Genomic DNA, 18,292 nt, shown 5'->3' with positions numbered 1-18,292 from the left:
CAAAACGCTTTAGATACAAGGAGACATTATGAGCGTTCATATGACAGATACCACCCTTTTTGCAGATTCCGTGGGAACACGGGAAATGCGGGATGTGTTTGATGAGAACAACATGCTTCAAAGCTGGCTGAACGTGGAGGTGGCACTGGCAAAGGCACAGTCCGCTCTGGGGGTGATCCCTGCCGATGCCGGTGATATTATTGCCGCCGGGGCTGACATTTCCCGTATAGACCTGGATGCGGTCAAGGAGTCAGGCAGAGTGACAGGACACAGCCTGATGGGGCTTTTAGGCGAATTCAGAAAGATTATCGACCATGAGTGTGCCCGTTACGTACACTTCGGGGCCACTACCCAGGACATCCTGGATACCGGAATGATGCTGATGGTCAAGGACGGGTACGATATTGTCCTGGCCCAACTGACCCGGTGCATGAAATCCTTGTCAGATATCGTGGCCTCACATGCGGATACCGTGATGGTGGGCCGGACCCACGGCAACCACGGCATGCCCATCACCTTCGGCTTTAAGGCGGCCTCATGGCTGTCAGAACTCGGCCGGCAGAAGGAACGGCTAACCCAGGCCCGGTCCAGGATTCTGGCAGGCAATCTGACCGGTGCTGTGGGCACCTTTGCTTCCTGGGGGGGGAAAGGCGTGGACATCCAGGCAAAGGCCCTTAAAATACTGGGGCTCAACGCACCTGATATTGTCTGGCATTCCTCCAGGGACAGGATTGCAGAGCTGATGTCCCTGTGCGCCCAGCTTGCCGGGTCTTCCTGCCGGATTGGCCGGAATGTCTATCATTTGAGTCGGACGGAGTTCAGGGAGTTAGAAGAGCCGTCCAAGGGAAAGATCGGTTCCAGCACCATGCCTCACAAAAAAAATCCGGTTCACAGCGAATGGATTATGATCCTGGAACGGACTATCCGCGCCAATTCCTCCATCTGCCTGGAGGTCATGGGCCAGGAGGATGAACGTGAGGCCGCCCGTTGGAAAAATGAATGGATCGCTATCCCCGAGACCTTTGTCATGCTGTCCGGAATCCTCAACCATCTTGGTATCATCCTTGGCGGACTCACTGTGAAAAAGGAGCAGATGCTCAAAAACACTGGCATCCTCAAGGGGATGCTTTCGTCCGAGAAAATCATGTTTCTTTTGGAAAAGAAATTTCCCCTGCCCGAAGCTCATACAAAAGTCTACAATGCGTCGGTCAGTGCTGTGGAAAATAATACATACCTTATTGACGAACTGCTTTCGGACATTGAGATCTCCGGCTGTTTCACCCGGGAAGAGTTGGAAAAGGAACTGGATCCGGCAGGCTATGTGGGATTGTCTTCAAGCATTGCCTTAGGGGTCCTGGAAAAAGTTAAGGGCCAGATCGAGCCGGTGGATTAATGAAAAATTCAGACGGCAAACCCCTGGCTGTTCTTTACGGGCAGTTTTCCCAAAATCTTGGATGGACGGATCTGCCCGGGTCTGTCCGGGAAACCGCCCTTGACCTGGTGGCCGACTGGATCGCCAATGCGGCAGCCGGGTTTTCTTCAAAAATAGGAAAGGCATTGTACAAGGCCGGATTGATCCGGGGTGGCAGGGCTCTCCTTCTCGGCAGCCTGGAGCGGGTCGATCCTTTTTGTGCGGCCCTGGTCAACGGCGGAGCCAGCCATGCACTGGAGTTTGACGATGCGTTCAGGGCCGGCCTTTATCATCCCGGGGCGCCTGTGATTTCAGCAGCCTGGGCTGCGGCATGCCAGAACAGGATAAGCGGCCGGCGGTTTTTAACTGCTGTTGTGGCAGGATATGAAGTGTCCATGCGTCTGGCTGAGGCCGTCAATCCCGGGCACAATACCGTCTGGCACACCACGGGGACAATTGGATCTTTCGGGGCGGCCGTCAGTGCGGCCCACTGCATGGGAGCCAGCGCGGACCAGCATACCGGGGCCTTGGGGCTTGCCGGCACCCAGGCCGCGGGACTGTGGGAGATCCTCCCGGATTCTCCCCAGGCCAAGGGGCTTCACGCAGGCAAGGCGGCCGCCAGCGGATTGCTGGCCGCCCGGCTTGCCCGACAAGACCTGTTCGGCCCTTCGACTATTTTTGAAGGCAACAGGGGGTTTTTTAGTGCGGCGGCCAGGGAGGGTGTGGATATGGATACCTGCCGCCAGGGGCTTGGACAGGATTTTTGGATGCCTAAAACAACAATCAAGGCATATCCGGTCTGCGGCCATGCCATGACCGCCATTGAGTCGGCCCTGAAATTGGCCGGACAGATCAGATCCCCAAAGGATATTAAAAAAATCGAAGTCAGAGCCCATCCGGTTTCCTTTGGCATCGCAGGGAATCCAAACCCAGGAAACGGGCTTGAGGCACGATTTTCCATCGCCTATTGCGTAGTTGCCGCTCTGCTCCGGCACAGGATCACTCTGGATGAATTCTCCCCGGCCGCCCTTGAAAATGAGGATGTGACCAGGCTGATGGCAAAAACCACAGTTATCAGCGATGACGTCCTTGTCCATCCTGAAGGATTCCGGCCGGCCCGGGTCTGCCTAACCCTGGCAGACGGAACGATCCTGTCGGAAACCAAGGCCTGCCGCAAAGGAGACCCGGAAAATCCCATGACAGGGAATGAACTCAAAGCCAAATTCATTGGGTTGGTCAAGGATGTATGGGGCCGTGAAACAGGACAAGATGTTTATGAATCGGTCCGCAGCCTCCAGGAATGCGATGATTTCAGCCTTTGGACAAAAAAGACTTTTGAGTCAAAGCAAAAAACAAATCAAATCACAGCAGAATAAGAGGTGAATATGAAAAGAGATGCATTGGTAATCAAGGACAGGGACAACATAGCTACTGCCATAACGGATATCCAGGCCGGTGCGGACGCTGTCGTAGGTATCGGCGAGGACGCCGTGACTGTCCGGGTGTCTGAAAATATCGCCCTTGGGCATAAGTTTGCCGTCACCGACATAGAAGTCGGTGCGGATGTTTTTAAGTACAATTGCGTGATCGGCCGGGCCACCCGGGATATTAAAAAGGGAGAGCATGCCCACGTTCACAATATGGAGAGCCTGAGAGGCCGGGGTGATTTGTAACATTTCAAAAAAGAGGTGAGTTGATGAAATTTTCAGGATATAGAAGGCCCGACGGCCGGGTAGGTACCAGAAATTATGTGGGTGTGCTTTCAACGGTTGTCTGCGCCAATGAAGTTGCCAGGGGCATAGCAGACAAGGTGGCGGGCAGTGTGGCGTTTTCACATCAGCAGGGGTGCTGCCAGACCCCGCCGGATCTGACGCGGGTGACCCAGGCTCTGTGCGGACTTGCCTGCAACCCCAACCTGGCCTCTGTACTGCTCATCGGGCTTGGATGCGAGGGAACACGGATGCCCGAGATCGAAGAAGCTGTCAGGGCTTGTGGAAAACGGGTTGAGACCCTGATGATCCAGGAAGAAGGGGGAGCGGCAAAAACCACGGCCAAAGGCGTGCTCCTGACCCAGGAGATGGCCGGGGAGGCCTCCCGGCTCAAGCCGGTGGACTGCGGCCCGGAAGACCTGGTGCTTGGATTGAAATGCGGTAGTTCAGACACTACCTCCGGCCTGGCTTCCAATCCCTCCCTGGGCGTGACGGTGGAAAAAATGGTGGATGAGAATGCCAGTGTGGTCATGGGGGAGGTCACCGAATTCATAGGAGCCGAGCATATCATGGCAGATCATGCAAAGGACGAGGCCACCGGCAGAAAAATCCTTGATCTTGTGGAACGTATGGAAAACCGGGCCAAGATGGCCGGGGTGGATATGCGGGGAGGACAGCCCACACCGGGCAATATTGCAGGCGGCCTTACCACCATCGAAGAAAAGTCCCTGGGCGCCATTGCAAAGGCTGGAAACGCCGTGGTCCAGGAGGTGTATGAGTACGGAGAGCGGCCAAAAGTAAAAGGCCTTGTGGTGATGGATTCCCCGGGCCGCGAACCCGAACTTTTAACCGGGCTGGCCGCGGCCGGCTGTAATGTCATTGTATTCACCACCGGACGGGGCGCACCCCAGGGGTTCCCCTTTGTCCCGGTCATCAAGGTGACGGGAAACGAAAAGACCTGGCATCATTTGCGTGATCATATGGATCTGTCGGTCCACGGGGTCATGGACGGCAGCCAGACCCTGGGCCAGGCCGGCGAGCTCATTTATCGGGCCGTTGAAGAGGTTGCTTCGGGTGCCCTCACAAAGGCTGAACTGTCCGGGTATGTCCAGGCCATGGATATTTACGTCACCGGTCCGGTAATATAATGTCTGAACGAAGTATTCGTCCAGACACGGGACCGGCCTCGGTTAAAAACTTAAAACAGATTGGGAGAGATCGAAAATGATTCATGTCATGTCCCAGACGCTTGAAACCTTTATAAAAGGCATTCTATCAAAACTTGGCGTGCCGGAAGACCATGGTACAATGACGGCCAAACGATTGGTTGCGGCCCATATGAGGGGATTTGATACCCACGGGATCCCCTGTCTGATAGGATATGTGGATGCTCTTGACAAAGGCCGGATTAAATCTGCTCCTGCACTTAATGCAGAAACTCTCAGCCCCTGGCTCACCCGGGTGGACGGAGACAATGGGCTTGGCCAGGTGGCAGGCACCACTGCCATGGAAGCCTGCCTTAAATCAGCAGATACTTTTGGCATCGGTTGTGCCGTTGTCCGGCGGAGCAACCATTTTGGTGCGGCCAGTGCCTATTCCCTGATGGCCTTGGAACATGATTGTATCGGCATTGTCACTTCCAACGCTTCTGCAGTTACGGCCCCGTTCGGGGCGGCGGAACGGCTTTTGGGCACAAATCCTTTGTCCGTTGCCGTTCCGGCGGGAAAGAACCCAGCTTTTGTGATTGATATGGCCACAAGCGAAGGGGCCATGAAAAAGGTGCGTAAGGCCCTGGAAGAGGGAAAGTCCATTCCACCCGGCTGGGCCCTGGATGAAAACGGCAGGAAAACCATAGATCCTGAAGCCGCACTCAAGGGCGTGATGCTGCCATTTGGAGGGGTCAAGGGGTCTGGGATTACCATTTTAACCGACATCCTTTCCGGGGTCCTGTCAGGAGCCAATTTCGGGGGCCGGGTCTTAAGCGTGTTTACCAACCAGGAGCGGGAATCCGGCAATGGGAACTTTATGCTGGCCATCAAGGTGGCCTCGCTGATGCCCATGGACGAGTTCAAAGCCCGCATGGACGAGGAATTGGACAGGATCATGGCTCTAAAGCCTGCCAAGGGGGTTGAAAAGGTGGCTTATCCCGGATTTTTTGAACATCAGACCCAGGTCCGCCGCATAAAAGAAGGCATTCCCCTGGAAAGAAAGCTGGTTGAAAAAATGAGCCGGATGGGCAATGAACATGGGGTTTTGTTTCCATCAAGCTGAAGGGCAGACCATGACTCATTTAAGCTTTGCACATTCCATTGACCTGGTAGAGTAAATCTGGACACTTTCCCTAGAGTGAAATAATAATTCAGTCAGGAGAGTGTTTATGAAAAGCAAAAAATGAAAAAATTATACGAAGTCATTCAAAGAAGAGGCTGTGAAGCTGAAAACGGATGAGGGGTATTCTTTTGCAGAGGCGGGCAGGAATCTGGGGGTAAACCCAATTTAATAATCAGTCGCTGGAAAAGAGAGGTTGATGGGGGGGAGACCTATAAATGAGCACGGGACAAATGGCAGCCCTCCGGGCGGAACTCAAAGAACTTGGCAAAGAAAATAAACGCCTTAAGATGGAACGTGAAATCTTAAAAAAGGCGGCCGCCTTCTTCGCAAAGGAATCAAGCTAAGATATCAATTCATTGATGTCGAGAAGAAGGCGTATCCTAATAGGCCTGCTATGCAAAACAATGAAAGTCAGCAGAGGTGGCTATTATGCCTGGAGAAATAATGGAAAATCCAAACACCAGAAAGAAAATGAAAATTTGATTCCTGTTGTACTGGAAGCCCATCGTGTATCTTAGGGCAGTTATGAGGTCAGGAGAATGGCTGAAGAAATCACCCAAAATGCGATAGAAATAAAGCACCTTTCTAGAAAAGAGAAATTCAGGATGGTGGATGCCTTGTGGGCGGATTTATTATCAGAGGAAGAATTACTCGAATCTCCGACCTGGCATAAAAAGGCCCTTCAGGTTCAATATATGGAAGATTGAAAGGCAAATCGGGTATAAAGCTCTCTTTTAACAGGAACTCTACCAGGACGGCCCATTCCCGGATGCTCTCCCTACCTTTTCGATCTGTCCCATGTTTTCTGTCCCACACTTTTTAAGAGAAGGCGAAATTATTCCATGGCCATGCACCCAAAAGGAGGGGCCGGGAGATTTTGGGCTTCCAGGGCCTCCCATTATCTGTAATTTGGTTGAGAATTTATAATTCAAGATCTTATCCTGTTTGCTGTGACCCGGCTTCCTGTGTATAATTAAAGATCCAATCCCATCTAATGTGCAAAATGGAGGAAAGATATGAAGAATGCCCGAAAAATAAAACGAGTATTCACCCGCCAGCCCGTCATGGAAGGGGCAGGGGTTCATCTGAACCGGGTATTTGGCCACAGTGAAGCCCCGGCCCTGGACCCGTTTCTCATGCTGGACGATTTCAGGTCAGACACGCCTGAACATTATCTCAAGGGATTTCCATGGCATCCCCACCGGGGCATTGAGACCATCACCTATGTTCTGAAAGGAGATGTGGAGCATGGAGACAGCCTGGGCAATAAGGGGATCATCTCTTCCGGGGATGTGCAGTGGATGACGGCCGGAAGCGGGATTATCCATCAGGAGATGCCCAAGGGAGATGCTGAGGGCTCCATGCACGGTTTTCAACTCTGGACCAACCTGCCGGCATCCCAGAAGATGATGCCTCCCAAATACCGGGATATTAAAGCGGACCAGGTCCCGGAAATCCGGGTCCAGGATGGGGTGAGCATCAAGGTGATTGCCGGGAATGTCCATGGCACAAAAGGCCCCATGGACGATATCATGATTGATCCGGAGTTTTTAGACTGCACCCTCGCGGCAGGCAGAACCTTTGTCCACGGGGTGGATCCTTCATATACGGCCTTCATATATGTGATCGGAGGGCATGGAACCACAGACGGCAGGTCCATTGAAAACGGGACCCTGGTCCTTTACGATACCGGGGACCATCTCTCCCTGAAAGCCGGGGATGAACCCCTGCAATTTCTTCTGCTCATTGGCAAGCCCCTGAACCAGCCCGTGGCCTGGCAGGGCCCCATCGTGATGAACACCCAGGAAGAACTGGCCACTGCCTTTCAGGAATACCGGGACGGGACATTCATTAAAGAGAAATGAGTTTCATCAGCGGTCTGATTCTTTCGGAACAGTCCCTGCTGGATCATCTCATCTGTGAAGGCAGCCACAGGGCGATATCCTGAAATGCAAAAACAAGAACAATCCCGATCATAAGGATCCCTACAAAGGGAACCACACTCTTTATGATAAACAAGAGGGGTTCGTCCACAATCCCCTTGACCGTGAATATATTCAGTCCCACCGGAGGTGTGAGCAGGGCGGTTTCAATGAGCATCATGAGGATGACCCCGAAGGCAATGGTGTCGATCCCCAAGGCCGGAAGCATGGGGGCGATGACGGGAACCGTTAAAACCGTGATGGATCCGCCGTCCAGAAACATTCCCAGGCAGAGGTACAGCATCACAATCAAAAGGATGACTCCCCAGACGGGCAGCCCGGAAGAGAGAATGAATTCCGTCAGATCTGCCGGAACCTGGAGAAGGGTGATCACGTTGGACATCACCAGTGCCCCGACCATGATCATTATGACCATGGTGGACAGGACGCTGCTGTCGATCAGGCACTGGACAAATCCCTTCCAGTTGATGGTGCGGTAGATCAAGGCACAGAAAAGGCTGTAAATCACAAGGATTGCACCGGCTTCCGTGGGGGTGGCAACACCGGTGTATATACTGCCCAGGACAAAAACAGGGCCGAGAATGATGATAAGAGATTTCTTCAATGAGACCAGCCGCTCCTTCCAGGAAAAGGAAACGACCTCGTATTTTCCGCTGGCCCTGCAGCTGATCACGATATAGGCGCTGAACAGGACCACCAGCATGATTCCCGGAACCACACCGGCCATGAAAAGATCCCCAACCGATGTATCGGTCAGAAACCCGTAGACAATAAAACCGATACTGGGAGGGATGATCAGTCCAAGGCTGCTTCCGGTCACGGTGCCGATGACCAGTTTCTTGTCATAACCCCGGTCCAGCAGGGGTTTCATGGCAACAAGGGTGATAATGGCGGTCACCGCCGTGCTCGATCCGATCATGGCGGCCAGGATTCCCCCGGTGATACATGTGCCTACCCCTAAGCCCCCCGGCATCCAGCCGAGCCATTTGCTGCTCAACTCATATATCTGCTCCCCCAGGCCGCTGCGCGACAGGATTAATCCGCCCAGGGTAAAGAGAGGAATGGCCAGTAAAATAAAGTTTGTGGCCGTATTCTCCGCCACGATGGGCAGGGTATTTAGTCCCCCGATGCTCTGGTGAAAGAATAACAGGCCGGTGAGGCCCACCAGCCCCAGGGCAAAGGCAATGGGCACCCCCCAGAACAGGAGTGCCAGGGCAAAGATCAGGATGCCCAGGGGCTGGCTGAAAAAGTATACACAAATGCCGGCCCCTGCGGATAGGAAAAAGCAGGAGACCATTATCCCCGGGGAAAAAACAGAATGTTTAGAAGATTTTTCAGGGCTGTTTTTCATCCGGAAAAGCCGGGTCCTGATTTTTCCTAGGGTCTGAATGGCACTCAGGGCCATTCCAAAGGGAATGGAAAGGAGAACAAGCCACATGGGATAGCGGAACAGGCCGTCACTCATGGATCTGTATTCAACAGCCTCCATGAAATGGATAAAACCGAAAATCCCCAGGGCCGCGATAAAAATCAGGGATGCCGTATCCGTGGCAATCCCGACGGCCTGCCTGCTTGGATCCGGCAGGCGGGTAACAAAGATATCACAGGCAACGTGTTTGTCCAGTTTTATGCCGTAGGGAACGGACAGAAAGGTGAACCAGATAAATATCAGGGTGGAAACCGCCAGAACCCATGAGGTCGGCTGGTCCAGAAAATGGCGGGAAAATGCCTCAAAAGACATGAACAAAGCCACGGACAGCATCAACAGACCTGCCGTCAGGGAAAAAATAAAGGAGATGCGGCCGATCAGCCCCCCTGGCTTTTGTTCATCCATGTGTTCCATTGTATCCATTCTGTTTTTTCAAAAGGGCCGGGACAAACCAGACCCTTTATTTTGATTTTTCCAGCAGACTCCAGAGCTCCTGAAATTGCCCGCCAAGCTGTTCTTTTGCAAATTTTTTCATGACCGGTTTGACCGTCCGGATCAGTCTGGCTTTCTCTTCACCGGGAAGTTCCACAAGGGCCTTTGCCTCTGTTTTCAGGAAGGCAATATCCTCTTTTCTTTCCTTTGCGGCAAACTCTCTTGTCCAGCTTTCGTATTCCCTGGCGGTTTCGGAAATAATCTTTTGATCCTCCCCGGAGAGCTTGGCCCAGGCTTTTTTGTTGATGACCAGCCACATACTGAAATAGGGAATGGTCGGGTCAACGGTCAGATACGGAGCCACCTCATAGAGTTTACTGCGCCGCCATCTGGAAACGCCGGAGCCGGCCCCCTGGATGGTGCCGCGCTGCAGCCCCGTATAGATTTCTTTGGAACTCAGGCTGATGGGAATCACTCCCAGAGCCTGGTAGAGGGTGGCCATGGCGGTTCCGGATGTCCGCATCTTCAATCCTTTAAAGTCATCCACCCTTTCAATGGCCTTGTCCCTGCGCCCGAGCAGACTGGTTCCAAAAGACCAGGCAGAGAGCAGCCTGGAGTTGAAGTATTTTTCAAATTCAGCAGAGGCGATTTCCCGGATTCTGGGGGTATCCAGAAACCTGTAATAGTGGTCATAGCTTTCCCAGCATCCCATGGCGCCAAAGGATCCTACAAATTCGAGTACCGGAGAACGCCGCCCCACAAGTGCCACATGCAGGAGGCCGATATCGATCTGGTTGTTGGAAATGGCCGGCATGATGGACTTGGCATTGTACAGGGAGCCGGCCCCGTAATGTTTAATCTGGATTCTGCCCCCGGTTTTTTGGGCAATGGCCTCGACAAATTTTCCGGCGGCGATTTCATGGTTGCTTTTTGGCGGGGTGGTTGTGGCCAGAGTCAGTGAAATCTGCCCGGCAACCGCATCGCCTGAAGCCGTCATAACCGGACACAGGGAGGCAAATAAGAAAAATGCGGCAAAAATGAATTGTTTCATTTTATTTCTCCTTCAACAGAAAAGCCCTGGGATCTGTTGTATTATGAGTGAAAATAAGTACGCTCCAGGGAGCGCAGGACATCAAGCTCCATCAGGCTGTTAAATTGGTCAAAGGAGACCATCCGGTCCGTGAACCCCTCGGTGGTTCCCGTGGCGGATAATTCAGCCATGAGATCTCCAATGACCTTTGCAATTGCATATGTTGCGGCAACCGGAAAGACAACCGTGCTGTAACCGATTTTTTCCAGCCGGGCAGCCGGCAGCAAAGGGGATTTCCCCCCTTCAATATTATTGGCCAGTAAAGGGGCGTTTATCCGGGAAGTGATTTCCTGCATCTGTTCGATTGTGGTGGGCGCTTCCACAAAAATCAGGTCCGCACCGGCCCGGGCAAATAGATTCCCCCTTTCAACGGCATCTTCCAGGCCGTTGACGGCAAGGGCGTCCGTACGGGCCATGATCACGAAATCATCATCAACCCTGGCATCCACTGCCGCCTTGATTTTGGCAACCATCTCCTCTTTTTCAATGACCTGTTTATCCGCCATATGGCCGCATCGCTTGGGAAAGACCTGATCTTCAATGAACATTCCCGCGGCTCCGGTTCTTTCCATTTCCCTGACCGTGCGCTGGACATTCAGGACGCCCCCGTGTCCGGTGTCCCCGTCCGTGAAGACCGGAATATCGGCGGCATCAACGACCCGGCGGACGCAGTCCGCCATTTCCGTCAGGGTCAGAAAGGATAGATCCGGCTTGCCCAGGATCGAGGCGGAGGCCGCGTATCCCCCTATGGTCAGGGCCTTGAAACCGGCCTGCTTCACAATTTTTGCGGTCAGTGCATCATGGGCACCGGGCATGACCAGGATCTCGTCTTCAAGTATATATTTTTTGAGCAGACGGGTCTTTTTCATATTTCACAGACTCCTTTGTTTGCTATGGGCAAACCTGACAGATAAAAAAAATCACTCCCCGTGTACCGGATTGCAGAAAACCACCAGCACCCTGGCCGGTTTGGGCCCGATGCTCCGGGTCATATGAGGCCGGTCGGAATCAAAGTAGATCGCATCCCCGGGCCCGAGCGTATAGGTCTGCCCGTCATAGTAGAATTCACTCTCCCCTTCCAGGGTAACGGCCAGTTCCTGGCCTCCATGCAGAAGCGGCTTGGGCGGATACTCTCTGCCGATGGTAACCACATAGGAATCCATGAACCTATTGGATCTGTTAAAGGGAAAGGATTCGTAAATGGAACCGGGAGCCGCCCCTGTGTGGGATATGGGCTGGCGCTCATCTGCCCTGACCAGGGCGAATTTTTTCTCCTTGGGCCTGGGGTTCTCTCCGGTGATAAGGGAAACCGCATCCAGGCCCAGGCCAAAAGCGATCTTGGTCAGGGTTCCCAGGGTCGGCGTCTTTTCATCGTTTTCGATCTGGGACAGATACCCTTTGGACAGCCCTGCGGCCTTGGCTAGCTGATCAAGGGTCCAGTTGCGCTCAAGCCTTTTGGCCCGGATGCGCCTGGCAATCTCTTTTTCCAGGTCCTGCCCGTTTTTCTCACTTTGTGTCATATCCCTCTGTTTACTAATGGAAAACAAAAAGGTCAAATACTTTTTGTTGAACTGTGATTGCCGGGCTTGGGATTTGTGGCCCGGTGCTGAAATCAATTATGCAACAGCCAATTTACATCCAAGAGCCTTGGTAACCTTGCTGATAGTGGTAAATTTCGGGTTCGCACCGTCGGCAAGTGATTTGTAAAGGCTCGCACGGGTAACCCCTGCTTTTTTAGCCACCTCGGTCATGCCCATTGCTCTGGCGGCAATGTTCAACGCATGGATAAAATCGGATTCATCTCCAGTATCTGCGACCTCCTGCAAAAAAATGCGGATATCATCAGGAGTGTTAAGGTGTTCTGCAATGTCGAATACTTAGTCAAATACTTAGAATACTTAGGGTCAAAAATACTTAGAAAAATACTTAGAAAAATACTTAGGGTCAGGTCTTGAATAATCACTTTCTTATTTTTCAAGACCTGACCCCGTCTGTGTGTGACCCCGTCTGTGTGTGACCCCGTCTGTGTGTGACCCCGTCTGTGTGTGACCCCGTCTGTGGTGCTGTGCCTCGAGGGCTCAGGTCAGAAAACGAACTGGACCTCGGCCAGGAGGCTGTGGCTTCTGGCGTGCTCCTCCAGGTCGCCCTGGTAGCGGGCGGTCAGGATCAGATTCTTTTCGTCCAGCAGGAAACGGACGCCTGCGCCCAGGCGCAGGGTGTCCTCGGAAGCCTCGGCCAGGGTGTCCGAGAAGACCGTGCCGGGCAGGCCGGTCATGGCGTAGGTGATGGCCCGGTCCTGGGTCAGCCACTGGTGCAGCCACATGGCCGAAAGCTCGGGGATGATCATGCCCCAGCCCGTTTCCCAGGTGCGGTCCACGGTCAGGCCCAGGCCGCTCTCCAGGAAGTTCGCGTCCGTATCTCCCATGACCAGGTTGGCCGCGCCCGCACCGGTTTCGGTGTAGCCGTCCTGGTGGAGGCGGGTGTACTCCAGGGAGGCGCGCGGGGTCAGGCCCCAGGTTCCGGTCTCGAAGCGATACCCGCCCTCGGTCTTGGCCGAGAGGGTGTGTCCGTCCGGATCGGCCGTGGCCGTGGCGTCCAGGGCGGGCAGTTCGCGGTGCAGGTCATGGCGGTTGTATATGGCCGCGAGGACGGTGTCCACGTACCAGTCGTTCCGGAACCAGGAGCCGTAGACCCCCAGGGCGTAGCTGTCCATGGCGGAGCGGCTCCCGCCCTGGTCGTCGTAGTCCGCCTGGGTGGTTCCGTACCCCGCGCTGATTCCGGCCAGTACGCTGTTGCCGAGCACATGGTCGTAGCCGCCGGAGAGGATGAAGGTTTGGTGGTCGTAGCCGCTCTGGCCGCCGTGGCTGTCCATGCTGCCGGTGCGGCCGGCGGTCCGCAGATACAGGCTTTGTGGATTGTCTTCGGGGGAGCGGCCGAGCAGGCCGGAAAGATCGCCGATGGCCGCGGTTAACGGCCAGGACCCGGGATCGTCCGGGTCGGGGGCGGTGGCCCTGCGGCCCAGGTAGGCCAGGTAGGTCCGCCTCCCGGCCATGCGCGACTGGGTGAACAGGGACTGGAGATGCGCCGCACCGAGGGTCAGGTCCATGCCCTGGCCCAGGAGCGGTGAGGTGAGCTGGGCCATGGCCGATTCAGCCTCGGCCTGGCTGTCGGACTGCTCTATGGCGGAGATCAGGTCGGCCAGATCGCCGGTAGCCGTGCCATAATTGTCGTCCAGGGCTTCGGCCACCTGCTCCCAGGTCTGGTCGGTGCCGCGGAACACGTCCGTGAAGCTGTTTTTGGTCAGGTCCACGCTGTTGGCGTTGACCGCGGCGGTGAGGAAGGGGGTGGTGGTATAGGTTCCCGTGCCTCCAAGGCCGCCAGCGCCGGTCAGGGCCGTGAAGGTGGTACCCGTCGCGATGGGAGTGTTCAGGGAAAAGAGCACGGTGCTGTTGTTGGTCACCGTGCCAGTGGCCTTGATCGTGGGCGTGGCGGTCTGGCTGATCTTGACCTGCAGGGTGCCGTCGCTCACGGTCAGGGTGTCGGTAGAGATGGACCCGGTGGTGGACCAGGTTCCCGAACCGGTCTTGGTCAGTGTGGTGATGTTGCTTATGTCGCCGATGAATGTCCCCAGGTCTTCCAGGGTCAGCAGGTTAGTGCCGCCGCCCAGTTCGATGTTTCCGGTAACGGAGGCACCGCTGCCCAGGGTCACGGTGTCGTCGTACGCGCCGCCCACGGTCCAGCCGCCGCTGCCATCTTCGACTCCTGCGGCGATGGCATAGGCCTTTCCTCCACCCGAAGTGTCCGTGGCCTTCAGGGTGCCGGTGACGTTCAGCTTCATGCCATTGTTGGCGCTTACGGCCACGGCCAGCCCGTTCGCCTTGGCCGTGACCTCGCCGCTGATTTCCGCAGCCCCGCCCGAGCTGTTCTGCAGGGTACCGGCGGAATACACGCCGAACGCGCCGTACGAGCCCGCGCTGGCCGTAACCGAGCCGGAAAGGGTGTCCACGGTCAGGTCGCCGCTGACACCGGCGGCGTAGAGCCCGAAGGCTCCATTCCCGCTGTCCGCTGTGGCCGAGACCTTGCCGGACAGGGTGTTCACGGTCAGGGTCTTGTAGCCAAAAAGCCCGTAGGCGTATTGGTTGCCCGCGCTGGCCGAGACCGATCCGGACAGGGTGTTCACGGTCAGGTCGCCATTATGGCTGCGGAGTCCATAGGCGTCTCTGGTGCCCGCGCTGGCCGTAACCGAGCCGGAAAGGGTGCCCACGGTCAGGGGACTGTAGCTGTAAAGCCCATGGACAATTTTGCCGCCCGAGCTGGCCGAGACCGTGCCGGCCAGCTCGCCGGAAAGGGTTTTGTTCCAGCCCCAGAGAAGGGTGGAAATGTCGGAGGCGCCGGTACGGACCAGGGTGACATCCTCGCCGCCGGAAAGGGTCACGGAGTTCAGGTCCGGAAGGTCCGAGGCCAGGGTGATGGTGCCGGACAGGCCCGAGTCGAACTCGATGGTGTCTCCGTCCGAGGCGTTGGTGATGGCCTCGCGCAGGGAGCCCGGGCCGGAGTCGTTGAGGTTGGTGACGGTGTAGGTTGCGGCCCTGGCCATGTCGGGCCCGACCGCAAGAACGGCAATCACCACGGCGACCAGTACGGCCATGGCGGCCAGTGAGGCAATGAATGCTCCGACGATGCCCCGGATACGTATCAGGAATTGTTTCATAGAACCTCTTTTTTTAAACATGCCTGCACCTGTACTCCCCCTGCCCTGCACCGCTTTTCAAGTCTGCCCGTTGGCTGCGAGGGAAGAGGGTTCCTCAAAGCCATGCAAGCGTATTTCATAGAAGAGGGGGCTTTCAAGAAAAATTCACTGTTAAAAACCGTGAAAGTAGACCAAAGATATTGTAATGATAGAACTATTTTCTGCAGAAAAATGAATCCCCCCGCGGCATTGGCTTGACATCGGGGGCTGCCCTAGGGTTAAATACACCCGATTAAGACCCATTTTTATGAAATATTCTCCACAAAGAGGGCTTTTTTAGAGAGGAATGCATGTCTAAAGCGGTAGAAAAAGCAATCAGGGAAATGGTGCTGGACAGACGCGGGAACCCCTCTTTTGCATCAGCGCCTGATTACTCAAAAGCGGACGGCCTGCGGCCCTTTTGGGAACAAATGGAATCAACGGGAAATTTGATCACCATCGTCTGGGACTATATCAAAAATGACTTTCTCTATCTTTCCGACAAATTTTTCAGTTATTTTGGATTCGATCCTGAAAAGGTTTACCGGGAAAAACTGGCCTATCCCTTAAACCGGCTGATCCCTGTTGATGCCATGATCATGATCAACGGATCCGCCTTTGTCTGGGATTACGTGTCCGGCCTCCCGGTTGATCAGCGCAAAAATTACAAGGTGATCGCGGAATACCGGATGCAAAACGACTATGATAAAATGATCCGCGTCCACTACCAGAACATTACGCTTGAATTGACGGATACGGGCGACGTCTGGCTCAGCATGATGCTCTTTGAACTCGCCCCGGACCAGAATATGGAAACCCTTGGCAATATCTCATGTATCGACGCCGTCTCCGGGGAAGCCATATTGACGGTGGAGCAGGTCAAAGAAAACCTTCTCAAAAAAATATTGTCCGGGCAGGAAATCGATGTGTTAAAGCGGATATCAAAGGGAGAGGACACCGGGCAGATTGCCGCCGCGCTGGGCATCAGTGAGAAAACGGCGGACCAGTATCGCATAAAAATTTTCAGCAGACTCCAGGCTGCGGATATCAACGATGCCGCAGCTTTAATCAAAGATGTATGTCTTGATTCAGATCCTGCCCGGAACCAGGTTGTCCACAAAAAAAATCCGGCATCGCTGCCTGAACGTATTGTTGATCTGATGAACCGGACCATTCATTATTGGGTGGAATCCACCGGCCTTACAAAGGCGGACCTGGCAGAGGATTCCAAAATCTGGAGCGTTTATCCCGACCCCAATGGATGGCGGCGGACCCAGACCCTGGATAAATATCTGGATATTCATACCCTGCCCAAAAGATCCCGCATCTCCCAAGTTCTGCAGACCGCCTATTACGTTTTAAAGACCTGCCAAACCCCATCCCCCCGGCGGGATCAGCTTGAGGCCGCAATTCAAAGTGTAAGGGAAAAACAGGGGAGCTGAAAAAAAGGGCTTTAGTATAAATGCCGTGCAAACTCTCCGGCCCCCTCTTGTTTCCCCTTTGGGAGAATAGCTGCGGCCGTAATAACAGTCATTGCACAGGCGTCCCCTGATATTGTCTGAAGAGTAAAGTTCTCCGCGGGATCTTCATGGGCTGGTTGGCCGACAGGGTCAAGCTCCCGCTTTGTCCGCCGGTCCGCTTTAAACAAAATATTTTTAATCCCCCCAGGCCATGCATCTGCGTCCACCCATATCTTCATTTCATCCTCCGGCTCTGATCGCTTGATATCCAAGGGATTTCAGATGCTCCGTCAGCAGGTCCCTGTGATCTCCCTGGATTTCGATCACCCCCTTTTTCACCGTACCGCCGGTGCCGCATTTCTGCTTCAGTTCTTTGGCAAGAGCCTTTAAGGAGGAGGCTTCCAGGGGAAGGCCGGTGATGAGAGTCACCCCTTTTCCTTTTCTTCCCTTTGTGGATCTTTCCACGCGGATCTTCCCGTCTCCTTTGGGAATCATATCTGTTTTCTTCTTCTTGCAGATACATTTATCGGACGGCTTTCCGCAGGACGGACAAATCCGGCCCGATTCTGTGGAATAGACAAGTCTGCTGTTGGTGTCTGAGTTTTTCAATGCAATCCCTTTGTTTCCTGAGAGGTTGTTTGTAATGGTTTGAATTTGTAAAACGCCTTCCCTGGCCTTCAGCAGGGTATCAGATGGAAGGCGCCAAGGGAGTGACGAGTGAGGTGTATAACTCATACTCCGCAGGGAGGAGCGACCGAAGGCAACGAACCAGGTGGTGCCTTGCTGGTGGATCAGGGTTGTTTTTTTACCTTTCCCACTGGGGCAAGGTATACAGCAAACTCCTCTTCTCCATCAAGCCCCAGGAGTTCATCCAATTCTTCCTGATCATAGGCGGCAATGGCACAGGTTCCGGCATCAATGGCCTCGCAGGCAAGATAAAGATTCTGGCAGACATGACCCGCATCCAGGGCAATGACCTTATGGGCGGCCAGTCCATACCGCCATTCCATCCGGTAAGGGACGGCGCTCCAGATAAAAGTGACGGCGGATTTCCCCGGATAAGACTGGCCAAGGGAGGCAGTGATCATTTTCTCCGGCAGCATCTCATCCTTGAATTCAAAAATCAGCCCATGGGAAAGGGGCAGATATCTGTAAACTCCGGGGGCAAGACCCTTCACATGAAAAACGGCAATATAGGTTTCAAGGGCATGGCGGCAGCCGGCAGAGGGAACATTCCGGTATGCATGACCGTTGAATTCTTTCCCCCGCAGGCCCTGGGTGCACCACAACAGATATGCCAGTTCTTCCAGGGAAAGGCTTTGCCTCAGATAAACCCGGCGGCTTTTTCTATTGCCGATGGCCTGTGTGATATCTGCCGGCGGAATATTCTTCCATTCATCAGGGCTGGGAAGATCAAGTAAAACAGAGTCCTCCGGACAGGGTTTTTGAATCGGAGGGACCGGAACTCCCTGGTTCTGATCGGTATATTTGAAGGCAATTTTTTTCCGGATACTGTCCTTGAGAAAGGACCGATAGGTTTTAAGCTGTTCATTATTCATCATATCCCCCTGAAAGGCCTGTTTTGGAATGTCGGGATTTTTGCTCTGCCGACAGTCTACAATATTATCTTTTGATTTCCTACTTTTAACTGCCATGGATAGGCCCCCGGCTCTGCCGGAGGTCGCTGACGGAGCATCCGGAATATCAGAAGGGGATCACCATCCTTGCCTTTAAACCGTTTAGATGATTAAACCATGG

Annotated in this window: 18 protein-coding genes and 1 pseudogene; 10 read left to right on the top strand and 9 right to left on the bottom strand. The window is 54.2% G+C overall.

What is annotated here, in order from left to right; genetic code table 11:
* Positions 1-28 precede the first annotated feature (28 nt).
* The 9 genes and pseudogenes from F608_RS0109420 (at position 29) to F608_RS0109385 (ending at position 7,316) form a co-directional block, all read left to right on the top strand.
* Complete coding sequence (locus F608_RS0109420) at positions 29-1,393, top strand: class-II fumarase/aspartase family protein (protein ID WP_022665381.1); 1,365 nt, start codon at positions 29-31, stop codon at positions 1,391-1,393.
* Positions 1,393-2,787, top strand: coding sequence for an MmgE/PrpD family protein (locus F608_RS31305; RefSeq protein ID WP_022665380.1), 1,395 nt, complete (start codon positions 1,393-1,395; stop codon positions 2,785-2,787). The genes F608_RS0109420 and F608_RS31305 overlap by 1 nt, the downstream gene beginning before the upstream one ends.
* Before the next feature lie 9 nt (positions 2,788-2,796).
* The gene (locus F608_RS0109410; protein ID WP_022665379.1) at positions 2,797-3,084 is read left to right on the top strand and encodes a UxaA family hydrolase; all 288 of its coding nucleotides are present in this window, start codon (positions 2,797-2,799) and stop codon (positions 3,082-3,084) included.
* A 23-nt stretch (positions 3,085-3,107) separates the two neighbouring features.
* Entirely contained in the window at positions 3,108-4,268 is a 1,161-nt protein-coding gene (locus F608_RS0109405) for a UxaA family hydrolase (RefSeq protein WP_022665378.1), read from the top strand.
* Positions 4,269-4,344: 76 nt separating this feature from the next.
* The gene (locus tag F608_RS0109400) at positions 4,345-5,391 is read left to right on the top strand and encodes an Ldh family oxidoreductase (RefSeq protein WP_027362618.1); all 1,047 of its coding nucleotides are present in this window, start codon (positions 4,345-4,347) and stop codon (positions 5,389-5,391) included.
* 139 nt (positions 5,392-5,530) lie between these two features.
* Positions 5,531-5,620 (top strand): annotated as a pseudogene (locus tag F608_RS37345) (hypothetical protein); the annotation flags it as partial.
* A 46-nt stretch (positions 5,621-5,666) separates the two neighbouring features.
* Positions 5,667-5,795, top strand: a complete 129-nt coding sequence (locus tag F608_RS37120) for a hypothetical protein (protein WP_279615075.1) — start codon at positions 5,667-5,669, stop codon at positions 5,793-5,795.
* A gap of 195 nt (positions 5,796-5,990) precedes the next feature.
* Entirely contained in the window at positions 5,991-6,158 is a 168-nt protein-coding gene (locus F608_RS35660) for an addiction module protein (protein ID WP_022665376.1), read from the top strand.
* 309 nt (positions 6,159-6,467) lie between these two features.
* The gene (locus F608_RS0109385) at positions 6,468-7,316 is read left to right on the top strand and encodes a pirin family protein (RefSeq protein ID WP_022665375.1); all 849 of its coding nucleotides are present in this window, start codon (positions 6,468-6,470) and stop codon (positions 7,314-7,316) included.
* 43 nt (positions 7,317-7,359) lie between these two features.
* Here the strand turns inward: F608_RS0109385 and F608_RS0109380 are convergent, their stop codons facing one another.
* The 6 genes from F608_RS0109380 to F608_RS31290 form a co-directional block, all read right to left on the bottom strand.
* Positions 7,360-9,246, bottom strand: coding sequence for a TRAP transporter large permease (locus tag F608_RS0109380; protein WP_022665374.1), 1,887 nt, complete (start codon positions 9,244-9,246; stop codon positions 7,360-7,362).
* 37 nt (positions 9,247-9,283) lie between these two features.
* A complete protein-coding gene (locus F608_RS0109375) occupies positions 9,284-10,306 on the bottom strand; it encodes a TRAP transporter substrate-binding protein (RefSeq protein WP_022665373.1) in 1,023 nt (340 codons plus the stop codon).
* A 41-nt stretch (positions 10,307-10,347) separates the two neighbouring features.
* A complete protein-coding gene (locus tag F608_RS0109370; RefSeq protein WP_022665372.1) occupies positions 10,348-11,214 on the bottom strand; it encodes an isocitrate lyase/PEP mutase family protein in 867 nt (288 codons plus the stop codon).
* 51 nt (positions 11,215-11,265) lie between these two features.
* A complete protein-coding gene (locus F608_RS34590; RefSeq protein ID WP_153307474.1) occupies positions 11,266-11,865 on the bottom strand; it encodes a helix-turn-helix domain-containing protein in 600 nt (199 codons plus the stop codon).
* Positions 11,866-11,961: 96 nt separating this feature from the next.
* Entirely contained in the window at positions 11,962-12,213 is a 252-nt protein-coding gene (locus F608_RS0109360) for an addiction module antidote protein (protein WP_027362616.1), read from the bottom strand.
* Between the two features lie 215 nt (positions 12,214-12,428).
* Positions 12,429-15,056 carry an autotransporter family protein gene (locus F608_RS31290; protein WP_022665369.1) on the bottom strand — a complete coding sequence of 876 codons (2,628 nt, stop codon included), beginning with the start codon at positions 15,054-15,056 and terminating at the stop codon, positions 12,429-12,431.
* Between the two features lie 329 nt (positions 15,057-15,385).
* On the opposite strand from F608_RS31290, the gene F608_RS0109350 reads away from it, so the two are divergent.
* The gene (locus F608_RS0109350; protein ID WP_022665368.1) at positions 15,386-16,516 is read left to right on the top strand and encodes a helix-turn-helix domain-containing protein; all 1,131 of its coding nucleotides are present in this window, start codon (positions 15,386-15,388) and stop codon (positions 16,514-16,516) included.
* An 11-nt stretch (positions 16,517-16,527) separates the two neighbouring features.
* Here F608_RS0109350 and F608_RS36685 read toward each other — a convergent pair whose 3' ends face one another.
* The 3 genes from F608_RS36685 to F608_RS0109335 are packed head-to-tail and all read right to left on the bottom strand — an operon-like array spanning position 16,528 to position 18,096.
* A complete protein-coding gene (locus F608_RS36685) occupies positions 16,528-16,773 on the bottom strand; it encodes a PIN domain-containing protein (RefSeq protein WP_022665367.1) in 246 nt (81 codons plus the stop codon).
* A 1-nt stretch (position 16,774) separates the two neighbouring features.
* Positions 16,775-17,269 carry a translation initiation factor Sui1 gene (locus F608_RS0109340; RefSeq protein WP_084681029.1) on the bottom strand — a complete coding sequence of 165 codons (495 nt, stop codon included), beginning with the start codon at positions 17,267-17,269 and terminating at the stop codon, positions 16,775-16,777.
* 56 nt (positions 17,270-17,325) lie between these two features.
* Positions 17,326-18,096: a SagB/ThcOx family dehydrogenase gene (locus F608_RS0109335; RefSeq protein ID WP_244154260.1), complete on the bottom strand. Its 771-nt coding sequence runs from the start codon at positions 18,094-18,096 to the stop codon at positions 17,326-17,328.
* Between the last annotated feature and the right edge of the window lie 196 nt (positions 18,097-18,292).

It is taken from the genome of Desulfospira joergensenii DSM 10085, assembly GCF_000420085.1.
GTDB classification, from domain to species: domain Bacteria; phylum Desulfobacterota; class Desulfobacteria; order Desulfobacterales; family Desulfobacteraceae; genus Desulfospira; species Desulfospira joergensenii.
The sequence above is the reverse complement of the archived record's forward strand: the minus strand, read 5'-3'. Positions and strand labels throughout refer to the sequence as shown.